The organism is Paenibacillus sp. FSL R7-0198, from assembly GCF_038000415.1.
Taxonomy (GTDB): domain Bacteria; phylum Bacillota; class Bacilli; order Paenibacillales; family Paenibacillaceae; genus Paenibacillus.
In genome coordinates this window covers 4254040-4269473 of sequence record NZ_JBBOCB010000001.1, presented here as the reverse complement: position 1 = coordinate 4269473, position 15434 = coordinate 4254040, and the positions used below count along the sequence as shown (strand labels likewise).

The window sequence follows — 15434 nt, the reverse complement described above, 5'->3', positions numbered from 1 at the left end:
GGCCATTAATTGCAGATTATAAAATCTAACGAATCTCAGGCACTCTATTCCATAATTTAGACTGGTTTTTCAGGTGTTTTCTCTGAAATACACAGAAATAACGTGGATGAGATTCGTTAGCTTTTGTTCCTCAATGTAAACCGTTGTATAAGGTGTATCAGGTTCGTTAGGGCAATGAGCACTGGGCATTGGTATTGAGCATTGAGTACTGAGCAATGGACGATGGGCATCGGGCAATGGGCATTTAGCATTGAGCAATGGACAACGTGCACTCATCTACTTTTGGTGCGCTGGTTCGTTGGGTCACTTGCAGTTTGAAAATGAATCGTCATAGGCGTAGCTCAAAACCGCGAGTTTGTCCCACACCTGTCCCATCCTCACAGTGCATCGATGATATCTCCGGCCAGCAGGGACGATGGGTCACTTGCAGTTTAGAAATGATTAGTCATAGACAGTAACCCAAAACCGCGAGCTTGTCTCGCACCTGCCCCATCCTCACAGTGCGTCGATGATGTCTCCGGCCAGTAGGGACGACGGGTCAACGCGCAGCAGGGCTGCTCGTTCGGCGGCCTGTCCGTGGAGATATACGCCGAACGTGGCGGCTTGCTCCGCGCTGAGCCCTTGGGCAAGCAGACCGGCGATGATGCCGGTCAATACGTCCCCGGCACCGCCAGTCGCCATGCCGGCGTTCCCGGTGGTGTTGATGTACGCCTCGCCGGTTGGCGTTGCGATGACCGTTCGTGCTCCTTTGAGCACAAGGGTCACGCCCTGCTCGCGGGCGTATTTTGCAGCGTGTCCAATGCGGTCACGCTGCACCTCTTGGGTCGACATGCCCAGCAGTCGACCCATCTCGCCAGGGTGCGGCGTCAGGATTGTCGCCGCACTTCGCTGGCCCCAGTCGCGAGGCCCATGTGGGCCAGCGTCTGCCAGCATGTTGAGGGCGTCCGCGTCGATGACGAGCGGACGATCCGTTTGTTGCCACAGACGGCGCAGCCAGTCTGTGTCGCCCTTGAAGCGGCCGAGGCCGGGGCCGGTCGCGAGCACGTCGCGGCTCTCCGCGAGACGCAGCACGGCGTCGGCGGAAGCCGCGTTCCATTCGCCGCTGTCGCCATCGGAGGCGGCAGCGAGCATGAACTCGGGCACGGTGCCGATGACATGCGGCAGCAGTGCCGCGGGCAGCGCCCATGTGGCGAGCCCGCAGCCTGCGCGCAGCGCGGCCTTGGCCGAGAGCAGGCCAGCGCCGCTCATCGGCAGACTTCCTGCGGCCAGCAACACGTGGCCGTAGGTGCCCTTGTGGCCGTCCGGTGCCCGTAGACGGCCTGTATCCACGCGCAGCGCACCGCGCAGCACCTCGTCCGTCAGCAGACGGACCGAGGGGCCATGCTGTGGCGCAAGCCGCGCGGGAATGCCGATGGCGCGCACCACAATGCGCCCCGCGGCAGAAGCGCCCGGGTACTGCACCAGCCCGCGCTTGAGCAGCGCGAGACATACAGTCACCCGGGCTTGAATGCAGGGCTCGTACACCTCTCCGGTGTCGGCGTCCAGCCCGCTTGGCACATCGGCAGACACGACCGGCTTGCCGCTATCGTTCGCCGCCTCAATCAGCGCCGCGTAAGCTCCGCGCGGCGCCCCCCGCGACCCGGTGCCCAGCAGCGCATCCACGATGCCTGTGCACCGGCTGAAGTCCACGGCTTCGCGCCCGTGGACAAGAGCGGGGATGCCAAGCTTCGCAGCGGCATCCCGTTGCACTGCAGCTTCGCCCTGCAGTGCATCAGGGGCATCGGCGTAGACCAATGTCACGCCAAGCCCTGCTTCAACCAAATGGCGCGCGGCCACCAGCCCATCGCCGCCATTATTGCCCTTGCCGATCAGCATGTACCACTGCTGATCTCCCGGGCGCTCCATCACCAGCGCCGGATCGGCGATGATGTCGCCACCATAACCTTGCCGATCACCGGGCCCGGTGTGTGCCCGCCTCGCATCGGTCTTGCTGCTATAGCCAAGCTGCCCTGAATCCACAAGCCGGCCTGCTGCCTGCCCTTCCCGGCACAGCTTGATGACTTCCTCGGCTATGGCGCGGCCTGCATTTTCCATTAGACTGGCAGCAGGAATACCCAGCTTATGAATGGTATACTCGTCCACAGCTCTCATTTGTTCAGCGGTTACGATAAACAACGTTCATCCCTCCCCGTGACAAGCTCATCTCATACTTAAAAGTAGCAACTTTGCACCTAAACGCTGCATCTTATATGTGTATCACTATATTTCCCCTTACCTCATCCAGTTACCACAATCCAATCGATACATCATCGAAAACTCTATCGATTCCGTGTACGAGACCTTCAGATTAAATTATCCATTCCAAAGCCCGTCTTCGCTTAATAACCTACCGTAAACCGTGCCTGGATAAACTGCGGATCGTCCAGTTCATCCACCAAAGCCGCTGCAAAATCGCCAACCGAAATTGAGCTTTCCCCGATATCATCTGTAATCACACGGGTCATACCAACTCGGAACTGGCCAGTCCGACGTCCTGTTGTGATTGTCGCAGCAGGGCTCATATAGGTCCAGTGAATACCTGATGCTTCAATCAGGTCATATGCTTCTGCATGTGCTTTTGCCAGTGGTTTGACTTCTTCCGGGAATCCCGGCGTATCCATCAGCATATCACCTGAATCGGTTAGCAAACTTCCCGCTCCACCAACTACAACCAGACGTCCTGCTTTTGCCCGGCGCACACCCTCGATCAACGAACGTGTCACTTCCAGCATCTCTTCTTCTCCACCAAACTTCGGTCCATATGCACTCACAACCGCTTCCTGACCCGCTGCAAAGTCAGCCACCTGATCCGGGTTAAGCAGATCTCCCTGTTCTACACGCAAACGCTCATGCACCATCTCAACCTTCGAAGGGTCACGCACCACCGCTGTCACTTCATGCCCACGATCCATCAGCTCCCACAGTATCGTCTTGCCAATTGCTCCGGTTGCTCCAAAAATGGCTACTTTCATATGAATTCCCTCTTTTCTGTAGATATCATCTTGTCAACTTACCGTTATTTTAATACTTAATCCTATTGTTATATACCTTAAACGGCTCACGCCATCTTAAACCGGATGTGACATCTTGTAAACGTTAATGTTCTTTCGCTTAACCTCTCAAGCTACGCACCAGACCACGAACAACACTTCCCCAACCGCTTTTCCTTTCCATATCATGACCTTAAACATCGCCAAAAAAGCCGCATTTGCGGCTTCAACATCACGTATTTATCTTACGTGGATACTCTACTGTAGGTTAGAAAATCAACAGCCTTCTGCGCCCAGATTCGTTCCGAATAAGCTTCATGCGCCATATCCTCAATATGAAGCTCAATCCTGCCTGTAGCACCAGACATTTGCTTGTTTTCCATGATGTCCAGATATAACCTCTCCGTCTGTTCTACGGGACACAGTTGATCAGACTGACCGTGAATGAGCTGAATATTCACCTCACTGAGCCCGGATACATAAGCTGTTGGGCTTCTATCCCGCAGGGCAGATTGATCATGCAAAAGCTCACCGATTTCAGTTTCCAAGAATGACCTTAGCTTCGTTCCTCCGCCTGCGTACAGTCCTTCCAGATCCGTAAAGGGTGCACAGGCAACCACAGTACTCCATAACGCCGGACTTTTACCTGCTACCAGCAATGCCAGATAAGCCCCATAGCTCACCCCATAGAGAGATACGTGTGAATAGGAAGATAACATCTGCTCCCGCATGAACTGGATGACATCTGCATCCACGCCGCCCCAATCGTTCTGAATGCGTATCCTGTAATCCGTGCCGAACCCTGAACTACCGGGATAGTTCAGCCCGATAACCCGCACTCCTGCCTGATATAATCCGCTGATGACCGGACTAAAGCTGTCAAACAGGCAATTATGAGGTCCGCCATGAAGATAGATGACCACCTGTTCTGCGCCCTCCGGGTGTATGTCCATGTACGGAATCATCTCATGTCCATAACGAACCCATCCATAGATTACATCGGGTTCCTCGTCAGGATGCTTGCCAATTCTCTCATCTCGCTCAACCGGGAAACGGGTAATCGTACGCGTTTGTTCCAAAAACCGGTATATCCCCGGCACCGGAGGACTTACAATAGATTCATATTTTCCGATCAAGCCCTGCCTGTCCCTGCTGAGCACAGCCTGTGTCAAGATTCCCGGATAATCATACAGCTCATACCTCTTCTCTCTGTCCAATGTATATTGAACATATTGCCACCTGCCGCAGGTTATCCCTTCGCAGAGGACTAGCTGTTGATGTAGATCGAGTTGCATTCTGATCAGTTCAGAGAAGGGTTGGCTATCCGTTGAACATTCATGCACCCGATCCTCTCCCTGCCTGATCCATCCAGGCTGGAAGCCATCTTCCACAGGAATAGAAACGGCTATCAGATCCCCCTGCTTATCCATCATAGGGTAGGGATACTCCTTATAGGGTATTTCGGATGATGGAAGGATATCTTCGGAATACGAGTACACTCTTCCGAATCCACCAACGTTTACACCAACCTCTCGTGTTGACGCAGACCAGAATACAAATTGCGGGTTGTCCAGATCAGGAGTCACCCATCGAGCCTCATCCTTCTCGGGATCGTAAAGACCTATACGGACAGCTCCTGAACGTCTAATGGAAAATAGCAGAATTAATTGTCCCTCTTGCCAAGCGGCCTGCATCACAGGAAATGGAAACTTCACAAAAAGGCTCTGAACCAAAATTGCTTGCTTCTCATTCTCGTATATATGAAGCCATTTCCCCGACTTGTCCTGAGTAATCACCAGAACACGGTTCCTTCCCATAAACTGAATATGCTGCGTGTGCTGATCTGACTCTGTCCCATGTTCAGAAAGGCTCTGCCGGCTATCAATCCGGCCTGTATCATCAAGACTGCACCATTCGCATGTATTGTCATCATAGCCCAAGAGCATACTCGTTCGTTCCTTATTCACACTCATTCGTGTCAAGAATGGATAACCCAACCGGATTTCCTCCTCTCATTCCAGCTCTTTAACTGCTCCCATCCCTCCAATTGCGATTCCAGTTTATCAATATACTGGTCCTGCGTGTATGCATCTAGGGGCGTAACGGTCCCCAGTCTGCCTAATGTTTCCCGAATCAATCTGATCTGTGGCAGACTGGCAACCGGCAGTCCCATCATCAATAGACGGTACACCCGGGATGCCCGTTCCTCTGACCCTTGAGTAATCAGCGCGCCAGCGATTTCCACCGCACGACCAAGCAGTTTCGAATGGATAGTGTTTGTCTTCATACGTAACAATTGAATCAACAGTTCATATTCCTGCTCCTGCTCACCAAGCTGTTGATGCAGTACCATTTTTAATTGCAGTACATGCCCCAGCCAATCCCCATATGCATCAACACATAACTTCTCCGCAGCCAGCAACGTCATACCCGCCTCTGCATAGTGACCCGCCCGGAGCTGCAAGCCCGCAATGTTTAGTAGCGTCTGAATCTGAAAAACCTGCTGATCGGGTCCATCAGGAAGCTGGCGTATACGCTGACCCGCCTGTTGCTCCAACGTAATTGCGCGTTCTACATTGCCCTCCTGCATCTCAATTAATGCTTCACCATTATCAAGTGCAGCCCATTTCCCAATACGATACGTTTCAGTTAACTCTTCATGGGCAATGGTTTCCCGAGCTTTGGAATAACAGTGTCGCGCTTCAGCATAATGCTTCCCGTTTTTGGTCAACAGCTGACCCAACTCAAACCAGAGTACTGCCTGTTGTGTCGCCGACAACCGTTGAAATAACGAATTATGGTCAAAAAAATGAAAACAGGACCTGTAGCGGGCCGGATCAGCCGATTTGGATAACAAAACCCAGGCCAGCCTATTGTAAAGCGCCAATGCTGCCTCTTTTTCCTTCCCTTTATCCTTGCTTACCATTTGTAGCTGTTCTTCCAACAAACGTCGGGTCTGATCGGGCGTATCCCTGACAAGGGATACCGGAAGTTTGGGTATGTCCTCAGGATGACTCGCCATGGTTGGATAGCGATGAAAAAAAAGCACTACACTTACTCCCCTTAGTTTCTGTCGATACAAGATATAGTGGATGGCTCCCAGATCCGCAGGGTGAAGGTAGGAAGATACTTCAACCAGAACCCATTTCCGATTACCAGGCGTCCACCCTGATCTTTGGAATCTCAATAACGCATTTTTACATGCCACAAGATCATCTATTGGCTGAAATGGATTTAGTTGATAGATCAGCGGGAGAGTAGCATACGGATCACCAACCGCAATTTGTATAACCTTATCCTGCCAATGCGTTCTCAGTTTGTGAATTTCATGCTTCACCGCATCTGATGCCCCTTCAACGACAAACAATCCAGGTTCATGACTCACACGAAACCATTTACTTCTCAGATCATGATAATCCGTACTTTCCAGTGAGACAGTCATCATGAAAGTTCACTCTCTTTCGTGATTCGGCATACGTGTATAAGTTCAGGCACCTGTTGTAAATTCAGTGCCGTCATCAATTGATAACTACCCCGGTTGTTTGCATCAAGTGATGCTTTAATCCACTGATTCGGATCTGAACTGCATCGATGGAGGCCATATGCAGCAAGCCATCGGGCCCAACCTTGACGTTTCGCTTCTGGTATTGTGAATATATGAGCAAGGAGTACACTGCCAAACTCATCGCTTAACAGACAGCCCCCGATCTTCCTTCCCTCCAGTTCCACAAGCCCGGAACCTTTCAGCAGCTTGCCATATACACCCTGATAAATATCTCCGATAGCTTGATGAGCAGCTTCCCAACCTGGACAGGTAGGATCACTGGCCTGAAGCAAGTGTGCAAGGGAATCCACCTGCCCCTCCGCAGACATCCAAACCGCGTCTTCATGTGGCATAGCCGGCACGGGAACGTCCTTCAACTTGCCGAAAAATCGATACCGATGGGCAAGAACATCCGCCCGGTATCCAAGCTTCTCCCACGGAAATGAGGCAGGAGCAGTTGCATATAGAGAGGACCATGTGATTTTATCCAAAACGGATGACATCCGATCTTCCCAATAAAGATTGGAATGTGCTTCACTCCATAAATCCAATGTATACTGCCCCTCACCCTGATCAATTAGCATGAATGAAGATAGGGTTTCGTCTTTTCCAGGTTCAACAGCATAATAGCGATCCCCCGCCTTCCCCGATTCGTGCTGGCATTGCGGCAGGATGTCAGATATGGATGTTAGCATCATACGCTCTCCCCTCCCTGTTATAATCGAAACCTGAATAAACCAGTGGTTCGGATGCAACAGACGGATAAAAACGGCGTAGCAGGAATGTATAGATCCCCATGTAACCGGTCATATAATCCGGGGAGAAGGACTCCATATCCTCCAGAGGCCACATCCATATGTCTTCCTGTGGATCACTTCGCAATACATGCAGGGTTCGGGTGTACTCCGCTAGTTTGGTTTCATATCTGCCTGGGAACTTGCGGTTAGCCAAGAGCAGAAAATCGCCATTGCCTGCAATTCCGTGACACTGCCCAAAAGAAGCAAATACCGTTGCCTGTGCTACTGCATCCGCTGCTTGAAGTCCAAGTCTGGTACAGAGGGGATCTTGCAAAATATCAGCCGCTGCCATCAAAAATCGCCCAATACCCGCCGATCCATTACACCAATGTACCCAGAGTGTATCCGGTTTTTCGGGGGATGCAGGCCACAGGCTCACGCCATTCTGTCCTCCATGACTCGTACGATCGAGTGTATCTACAATTCGCTTCACAGCAGAATAGTACGCTTCCTTTCCTGTACACTCCGCCAAGGCAAGCAGATAATATCCGATGCCTGCGATGCCATGAGAGAATCCAAGGGAATGATGGCCTTTTTTGTCCGATTTATCTTTCACTTTCCACAAACTCAATGATTCATCTGTCTGCTCTTCTTGTTCCAAAATATAAACTCCCAGTTCCTCTGCTCTTGCCAGAAGTTCAGGGCGGCCGCCAATACGGTATATTTCAAGCAGCATCAATCCCAACCCCGCCGCTCCATGACTAATATTGGTCTGCACCGGATCATATCGGGTGATTTCCAATGCCAGATCCTCTGCACGTCGTAGCAACGATGGATCATTTATTCGTTCAGCTGTCTCTGCAAGTGCCCAGGGAACAGCACCATATCCAAAATACAGACCTACAGGTGTCTCGTTGGGTACATAAGGATGGTTCGTCAAGATCCATTCCAACACTTTATGCGCATATTGATGATACTGTCTGTTTTGTGTAATCTGACCAAGCTGATTAAAACCAAAGATCATCCCTGTCCAGCCAAAGTTGAAATTCGCCGGATGAAACATCTTGCTCATGCTGTTTTCCGGGAACAGTTGCAAGGGGCTATTAAAATCAAGAGAAGTATACAGTGTGTTTACCATACGCTCGGCCTGACGGAGTACTTCTTCTGGCTCCATATTGCATTCATCCTTCTCTATTACATCCCTGCTTCCTCCTGAATTGACCTCTTGTTGTTCCAGCAATGAAACCAGTGTTTCACGAATTTCTGATAGCTCCACATGTCCGCCAGACATGATCTCGATGCCCAGACTCCCCAAGCCACGAAGCTGTGTATTACTCTGATGATTCAGATAAGCCTGTGCAGCTTCCAGATGGGATTGCCGATATTTCAGATAGGGGTCGATGGATGAAGCCATGTAATAGAAGACACCTCCCAGTGCATACAGATCATCCGTATAACTGGATCGCCTGCTGTGCTCACGTCCCCGTGGCACATAGCCCGGAGTATGACCGGTCAATGGATCGGCCTGACCCTCATCACTTCTGACATAAGCCAGTTCAAGATCAATCAGGCGTACACTTCCGTCCGTCAGCACAACAATATTGTTGGGCGTCAGATCATTGATCACAATTCCTTTATCGTGACATTGCTGCACCATATCGAGAATATGTATACCCATCCGATGCATATCTGCCCGGTTGTAGTCTGCGGCTACATGTCTGCGATGGATATATTCACGCAAGCTGATGCTTTCAAAATACTCCAGGATCAGATAGCGGTTATTTTCAGTACTAAACAGATCAAGCGGCCTTGGGGTAACTCCCGTATCCTTCATCAGATCAAGCACGCGATATTCATTGTCCAAATAGTTATGAGCAGAGCGCCCACCACCGTCTACACGCATGCGGTAGACCGCTTCTTTCATAACTGCCTGTTCATACGATGTGCCGGAGATGAGAAATACTCCTCCCTTGCCGGACTTCTTAAGTACACGTCTCACACGAATATTTCGTATACCAAACTCATTGTTATTGGAATCGGAATGACGAGTAGCAGCCTGATTCTTCTCCATCGCCTGAATCCGCAGTAATTCCTCAGGTTCACTCACCCACTCCGGTTTATACCTGCCAGGTGTTCTTCGATCCTCCTCCAACTTGCCTTCTGGATTCTGGATGGCATACACTTTTGCACCCGAGTAACGATCGTAATAGAAACGATCAGTGAATGCACCATAACGATAAAATACACACTGGCTACCGAGGTATGCCCGATCTGTCGGAATAGCTGGTCCTTTCAGATCACTTGTACATGAATGCATTAGCTCAAGTAACTTCAAGAACTGCTCTTCGTCTCGTGCGTAGATGGTGACACACTTCCCAGTCTGAGGGAGAGGTATGGAACCGTTAGATGTTTCAATCAGTTTCAGCCCGCTGCTCACTACTTTCCATTGCACATCATTTTCTGTGAGAACAGGTGCAATGCGTCGCAGCAATTCAGCTCCTTCCACAGGGATAACAGACAGATGAATTTTCCAGCCCTGTGCGGGAAGCCTTAATTCTTCCGGTCTAAAACAAATCCAATGGCCGTCATTCGACCATTGGATGGATTGGGGAAGTTCCCGGATTATATGTTCCAAAGCGTTCTCAAAGGCGTCCTTCTCTGGGGTTACGCTTGCGAATTTCAATGAGAATCACTCCTTTTTGAATAAAGTAAGAGGGGGAGGTACAATTATTTTAGTAATGCGCGAAAATCAAAGACTTATCTTTCAAATGATTCAGTGAATAGAGCGTGTAAAGAAGTTCCTAGCTCTCAACAACAATTGTTTGTGAGCTAGTCCAGCTGCACACTGTACACAAGCTTGTTTCCTCAAACATGTTGTTATCCTCTTCAACCTCTAGTGCCATCAAATCCTGTACAGATAAAATTTCCTTGTTTTCCATGATATATTACCTCCCATTTGTCTCCCCCTCTTATAAACCAAATTCTACATAAAATTTGATATTCCTTCTTTTTAATTGAATTATTTTACATATATTATTTAATTAATCCATTTATTTCGCTTGATCATGTCAATTTACTTGTTTCCTCGGACTAAAAAGAGGCGCAATATGACATCAAATTTCAGACTACATCGAGGTCGTTTGTTGCCGGGTACGCTTGCTCCGTTCTTCACGGAAAGGTCGGACAAATAGGCTTGCCATGCCCATACAAATAACAAATGTACCAATCCCCATGTACACCCATGAAGGGTTGTACGTTTCAATGAACCACCCTCCCAGCAACAACCCAAGCGGATTACTAATGCCACTCATCAAAACACCCATACTGTTCATGACACGTCCTCTCTTTTCTTCCGGGGTGGATAAAAGAATGGAAGTAACCAATGGTACATTCACAAGAGCAAGTCCCATCATCAACAAAAATGAACATGCAATCGCGATATACAGGTTAGGAAACATCGGCATAAGCAGCAAACTTGTACCTGAGATGAGATAACTGATCAAAAACCAGTGAGCGAGCGAGAGTCGTTTGGCATATTTACCACTGAGCAGAGAGCCCGCAATACTGCCAGCGGCAAAGGCTGACTGAAGCAGACCGTAGCCTTGTGGTCCGGCTTGCAGCACCATATTGGCAAAAATCGGCGTGAAAATGTGCAGTGGCGCCCCCGCAAAATTGATAATGGCTCCAAAAATAATACAGCAGGCCAAAATTTTACGGGAAAACAGGAATGTAATTCCCTGCATGCTATCTTTAACAAAGCCGGAGACTCCTTTTTGTTTCACTACTTTTGTTACAGGGATACGGATAAAGAAAATGGATATGGCGGATAGCAGAAATGTAACGGCATAGATGAACAGGATGGACTGAACGGAGATGAGCGCGATCAATATGCCCCCCAAGGCGTATCCAAGCAATTCAATCGTTTTGGAGGAAGAGTTCAGTAGTGCATTGGCTGGAGCTAATTGTTTTGCAGGTTCTGGCAAAATAGCGGGGATGACTGTCTGGGTTGCCGGATTGAACAAAAAACCAAGGATTGCAATGAGCAGATTGGCTGCGTATATATGCCACGGAAGCATGGATCCTGTCATGAACAAAAGAGCCAATATGCAAGCTACGCCTGCGCGCAATATATCTGTCCAGATCAAAAGTTGCTTTTTGGGAAGACGATCACTGATCGTAGCCAAAGGAATGCCCAAAAATGCATAGATCAAGTACGGCAACATCGGAATCAGTGCGGCAGCAAGTGCCGACTCCGTTAATTGGAGGATATACCACATCGTCGCCATAGAAAATAAAATCTGCCCTGCACCAGAAATCAATCTACCAACAAGAAGCACAACAAAAGAAGGAAGGCGCAAAACTGCTCGATAGCTGTCGCCGCGAATTTCATTTTTCATCTTTTTCACGCGCCTCTCCCTCGTACATAACAGATTCATCATCACTAATACGATGCAGACGTGTAACCAAACCTGAATCTCGAATGGTCTGTTGTATCTTGGCTTTTACCCGTTCAAGTTCAGCCGTATACTCGCGTATCTCGTTCAATAAGGTCTGATGGGTTCGGATGCCTTCCCTAATCAACATTGCAGTCGCATCAGAACGGTTTTTGGCTAATTCAAGAAATACAAGCTGATCTATGATATCAATCTCTTCCTGACTTAATCGGACGGAAACAACTCCCTTGGCTCCTGAAAGGTTTTTGTTCGCCTGCTCCACAGATCGTTCCACCATCTGGTTAAACTGAGCTTTCTGGTCATTGTACATATTCATTTCCTCCATTCTTCACGAGTGCAACCGTATATCGTAATTTGTAAATCGTAAATTGGATTTCATTTACATTATACATGTAAATATATGGTTGTAAAGCAAAAAACCTTTGGATTTATCCAAAGGTTCGCCGAATATGTTATTTAACTAGTTCACTAGTCTCCCTGCCTCCACCACATACCCTCCGATTTTGGGCTGGTGTATTCAAATCCAAATTGAGCATAAAGTTGATCAGCCGGAACATCCGCCAGCAGACTGACCAAACCACGGGCAGGTACTGCTTTACGCAGATAATTCATAATCTCGCTCATGATCAGTTTTCCATACCCCATGCCCTGAACATCCGGGTGTACAGCAATATCGACGACCTGAAAGAAACAACCTCCATCTCCAATCACTCGCCCCATGCCTATCAGCATATCCTCTTCTCGCAGACATACGGCAAACAGGCTATTCGGTAATCCAATCTCCGCCCCCTCCCTACTCATCGGGCTAAGGCCGGCAATCTGCCGCAAGGCAAGATACTCCACTGCTGCGGGTGGTGTGTGTTCAATATTCACATGATCCATGAATTGTGCCCCTCTCCAATAACTAATTTCTCCCCTTGGTTCATTAAAACTCGGACACGGTAATGCTATGCCCCGAATGCTTAATACCAAATTGATAATACATGTTAATGTGGTACTAACTTGGCCTCTTGCAGCTTAATATATCTTAAAATTCGAGTGAAACATCACTAAAAGATAGTAGTAGTCTCCCATACACTTCCCAAAGGTATTTTATTTAAATTCTCCCAATGCTTCAAAGCACTATTAGTGTATACTAGTCTTTATATATATAAGATTAAGGGGCGCTATTTATAAAGACTGTATTGGTTATAACAAGTACTGTAGATCAAACTGTAGATTACTTAATTAGTAAGTTCAAACACAAAGTGAATTTTTATAGAATTAATACAGATAAGCTACAAAATTATCAAATTAAAGTAACAACATCGGGTGTAATCATTAATGGCCCCATTGGAGAAATAACAGCCGATTACATAGATGCAGTATATTATAGAAAACCAATGTTACCCGATATGACCTTGTATGATTATAAGTTCCACTCATTAATGCAGAGAGATATTCTAACTCTTATTGAAGGGATTGCAGAAATTTCAGGAAAGGTAATTCTAACGAAGCCCTCTATTTTAAAGCGAGCTGAGAACAAAGTTATCCAATTACATTTTGCCTCCAGACTTGGATTTGTTATTCCAGCTTCTCTTATTACAAATGACTGTACTGATGCCTCTTCTTTCTGTAACAATCAGACTTCAATTGTAAAACCGTTATCCGTAGGACGTATACTTGAATTACAAAAAATCAATTACATACAAACAAATATAGTTGACCAAGCAATCCCAATTCAAAACTTGGAGATTGCCCCTTCATATTTTCAAAAATACGTTGATAAAGATGAAGAATACAGGGTAACAATTGTTGGAAGAAGTGTTTTCACCGTAAAAATCCAATCAAGTGATAAAGTTGACTGGAGAAGGACGAACGCCAAAGTACATTATACTAAGGCTTCTATACCTAATACATTAGTTAATCAATGCCTTGATTTAATGAAATTACTAGATATCAACTACGGAGCATTTGACTTCATTCTAAAAGATGGTGTTTATTATTTTCTAGAAGTGAATCCTAACGGACAATGGTTATGGCTTGAGCAAGCACTATCACTAAATATATCTTCTGCAATAATTGATCATCTGTTAGGAGGAAACACAATTTATGAATAATCCTATTTATTATATCCTTAAATTTTTTTCCTTTATGCCTTTTTTTCGTATAATTGACGAAAGTAACTTTGGAGAAATAAAAAAAGATTCCAAAGTTATTCAAGTTAATTTATTCAGTGTAAGTTTAGGCACAAAAATATATTGTCTATTTTATTTAGAAGCTGATTTGTATTTGTTTTCATTATGGGTTAATAGAACTCCACGACCAGGAAATATTTTTAAATTCGGCTGGGGAAAGATTATAAATTTACATAAATTACAACCTAAACTAACTGACCAAGAACTATCACAAAAGAGAGATGATTTTGAGAATGTTTTAATACTGAAAGAAGCTTTTCAAAAAGAAATATTAACTAACACTATTCTGCATAAAATAAATGATCTTCAATTAATACGAGGAAAAAGTTTCAATAAATTTTTGGCATATCTCGCAATAATTGCGTTACTTATTCCGATATATCTTCCTTACATATTACGTATTGATAGTATTTTCAACAAACCATTTTTACCAACTTTTATTTATGTCCTTTCAAGCATAATAATATTATTTTCTCTGGTCAACGTGTTGTTTTTCTCATATAATTTTCTCAAGGTTCAAACGTATCGTCAGTTTCTTTTCAATAAAATTAAAAATGCTAGCAGTAATGACGAAACATCTATTAAGTATATATCGGGTCTTTACTTTGATTGGCAAGAAATCAGGAATAGCACTACTAAAGAAGTAACCTTGATCAAGAACATGGAGAAATATTTAACCCACATAGTGATTTGGAGCATAATAGTCTTAGTCGTGGCAACAGCTCTCAATATTAATAATGGTTTTGAGAAGAAACCTCATACTATTTCACAAACCAAAAACGAGATTCATATTTTAGATAGCTCTCTAGACACAAAATCTTTTTTCTCAAAGTCCGAGGACTTGTTAAACAATATTCAAACTGGATTATTGGAAAATGATTATAAGGAAATTATTATTATAAGCAACAAGGAAGAATCGACTGATAATTACTCGCGCATTTTTGAAATTCTAAAAGCTTATAATGCTAATTCTACCCAAATCACTGAGATAATTGATGCAAATAATATAATCCATAAAAACCAAATTCAAATAATTATAATTAGGAGATAACATGAAAACACCTTATATCGCAAAATATATTAAGTCAATTCCTCTTATTGAAACAACAAGACACTATGACGAATTAATGCAAATGTCCTTTAATGTAAAAATAACAACAACAATTGAAGATACTGAACCGGATGAAATTAAATTCTCAGGATTCACCAAAATTACTGAAACTTTAGAAAATTCTGACGAAGACGATGTGATTGTGAACTTCAGTAGCGGAGCAGAAACCCGTTCTCTAGAAAATTCCGAGCCAGACGAAACAGTTTTCATGATTGATAACAATTCAACTAGACAAACCTATACTATTGAAAATAATGATGAAGACGACCAGGTGTCATTTGTTACATATAATTTATCAATAGAAACTGCCACAGTAGAAGACTCAACTCCAGATGAAACATCTATTTAAAATCTTAATTATTTTAATAAGCCGAATTCTCCT

Annotated in this window: 13 protein-coding genes; 3 read left to right on the top strand and 10 right to left on the bottom strand. The window is 46.0% G+C overall.

Annotated features, from left to right (window positions below):
- Nucleotides 1-495: 495 nt before the first annotated feature.
- The 10 genes from MKY87_RS18600 to MKY87_RS18555 all read right to left on the bottom strand — a co-directional run bounded on the left by MKY87_RS18600 (nucleotide 496) and on the right by MKY87_RS18555 (nucleotide 12646).
- The gene (locus MKY87_RS18600; RefSeq protein WP_340965672.1) at nucleotides 496-2175 is read right to left on the bottom strand and encodes an NAD(P)H-hydrate dehydratase; all 1680 of its coding nucleotides are present in this window, start codon (nucleotides 2173-2175) and stop codon (nucleotides 496-498) included.
- Nucleotides 2176-2378: 203 nt separating this feature from the next.
- Nucleotides 2379-3011 (bottom strand): NAD(P)-dependent oxidoreductase, encoded by a 633-nt coding sequence (locus tag MKY87_RS18595; RefSeq protein ID WP_338590479.1) that lies wholly within the window; start codon nucleotides 3009-3011, stop codon nucleotides 2379-2381.
- A gap of 263 nt (nucleotides 3012-3274) precedes the next feature.
- On the bottom strand, nucleotides 3275-5026 hold the full coding sequence (locus MKY87_RS18590) for an alpha/beta hydrolase family protein (protein WP_340965671.1): 1752 nt from the start codon (nucleotides 5024-5026) through the stop codon (nucleotides 3275-3277).
- On the bottom strand, nucleotides 5008-6474 hold the full coding sequence (locus MKY87_RS18585) for a tetratricopeptide repeat protein (protein ID WP_340965670.1): 1467 nt from the start codon (nucleotides 6472-6474) through the stop codon (nucleotides 5008-5010). The genes MKY87_RS18590 and MKY87_RS18585 overlap by 19 nt, the downstream gene beginning before the upstream one ends.
- Nucleotides 6471-7271, bottom strand: a complete 801-nt coding sequence (locus tag MKY87_RS18580) for a hypothetical protein (RefSeq protein ID WP_340965668.1) — start codon at nucleotides 7269-7271, stop codon at nucleotides 6471-6473. The genes MKY87_RS18585 and MKY87_RS18580 overlap by 4 nt, the downstream gene beginning before the upstream one ends.
- Nucleotides 7249-9993 carry a lanthionine synthetase LanC family protein gene (locus tag MKY87_RS18575; protein ID WP_340965667.1) on the bottom strand — a complete coding sequence of 915 codons (2745 nt, stop codon included), beginning with the start codon at nucleotides 9991-9993 and terminating at the stop codon, nucleotides 7249-7251. Before MKY87_RS18575 ends, MKY87_RS18580 begins: the two co-directional genes overlap by 23 nt.
- 118 nt (nucleotides 9994-10111) lie before the next feature.
- Nucleotides 10112-10249: a hypothetical protein gene (locus tag MKY87_RS18570; protein ID WP_161799395.1), complete on the bottom strand. Its 138-nt coding sequence runs from the start codon at nucleotides 10247-10249 to the stop codon at nucleotides 10112-10114.
- A 186-nt stretch (nucleotides 10250-10435) separates the two neighbouring features.
- On the bottom strand, nucleotides 10436-11707 hold the full coding sequence (locus tag MKY87_RS18565; RefSeq protein ID WP_340967485.1) for an MFS transporter: 1272 nt from the start codon (nucleotides 11705-11707) through the stop codon (nucleotides 10436-10438).
- The gene (locus MKY87_RS18560) at nucleotides 11697-12074 is read right to left on the bottom strand and encodes a hypothetical protein (RefSeq protein WP_340965666.1); all 378 of its coding nucleotides are present in this window, start codon (nucleotides 12072-12074) and stop codon (nucleotides 11697-11699) included. The genes MKY87_RS18565 and MKY87_RS18560 overlap by 11 nt, the downstream gene beginning before the upstream one ends.
- 158 nt (nucleotides 12075-12232) lie before the next feature.
- On the bottom strand, nucleotides 12233-12646 hold the full coding sequence (locus MKY87_RS18555) for a GNAT family N-acetyltransferase (protein WP_307415191.1): 414 nt from the start codon (nucleotides 12644-12646) through the stop codon (nucleotides 12233-12235).
- Between the two features lie 365 nt (nucleotides 12647-13011).
- On the opposite strand from MKY87_RS18555, the gene MKY87_RS18550 reads away from it, so the two are divergent.
- The 3 genes from MKY87_RS18550 to MKY87_RS18540 are packed head-to-tail and all read left to right on the top strand — an operon-like array spanning nucleotide 13012 to nucleotide 15401.
- On the top strand, nucleotides 13012-13863 hold the full coding sequence (locus MKY87_RS18550) for a hypothetical protein (protein ID WP_340965665.1): 852 nt from the start codon (nucleotides 13012-13014) through the stop codon (nucleotides 13861-13863).
- Nucleotides 13856-14992 (top strand): hypothetical protein, encoded by a 1137-nt coding sequence (locus MKY87_RS18545; protein WP_339311955.1) that lies wholly within the window; start codon nucleotides 13856-13858, stop codon nucleotides 14990-14992. The genes MKY87_RS18550 and MKY87_RS18545 overlap by 8 nt, the downstream gene beginning before the upstream one ends.
- A gap of 1 nt (nucleotide 14993) precedes the next feature.
- A complete protein-coding gene (locus MKY87_RS18540; protein ID WP_339311953.1) occupies nucleotides 14994-15401 on the top strand; it encodes a hypothetical protein in 408 nt (135 codons plus the stop codon).
- The last annotated feature ends 33 nt before the right edge of the window (nucleotides 15402-15434 follow it).

What these genes read in the sequence shown, in the direction of transcription:
- MKY87_RS18595 (WP_338590479.1), bottom strand. Translation starts at nt 3,011, where the DNA reads ATGAAAGTAGCCATTTTTGGAGCAACCGGAGCAATTGGCAAGACGATA.
- MKY87_RS18585 (WP_340965670.1), bottom strand. Translation starts at nt 6,474, where the DNA reads ATGATGACTGTCTCACTGGAAAGTACGGATTATCATGATCTGAGAAGT.
- MKY87_RS18580 (WP_340965668.1), bottom strand. Translation starts at nt 7,271, where the DNA reads ATGATGCTAACATCCATATCTGACATCCTGCCGCAATGCCAGCACGAA.
- MKY87_RS18570 (WP_161799395.1), bottom strand. Translation starts at nt 10,249, where the DNA reads ATGGAAAACAAGGAAATTTTATCTGTACAGGATTTGATGGCACTAGAG.
- MKY87_RS18565 (WP_340967485.1), bottom strand. Translation starts at nt 11,707, where the DNA reads ATGAAAAATGAAATTCGCGGCGACAGCTATCGAGCAGTTTTGCGCCTT.
- MKY87_RS18560 (WP_340965666.1), bottom strand. Translation starts at nt 12,074, where the DNA reads ATGTACAATGACCAGAAAGCTCAGTTTAACCAGATGGTGGAACGATCT.
- MKY87_RS18555 (WP_307415191.1), bottom strand. Translation starts at nt 12,646, where the DNA reads ATGGATCATGTGAATATTGAACACACACCACCCGCAGCAGTGGAGTAT.
- MKY87_RS18545 (WP_339311955.1), top strand. Translation starts at nt 13,856, where the DNA reads ATGAATAATCCTATTTATTATATCCTTAAATTTTTTTCCTTTATGCCT.
- MKY87_RS18540 (WP_339311953.1), top strand. Translation starts at nt 14,994, where the DNA reads ATGAAAACACCTTATATCGCAAAATATATTAAGTCAATTCCTCTTATT.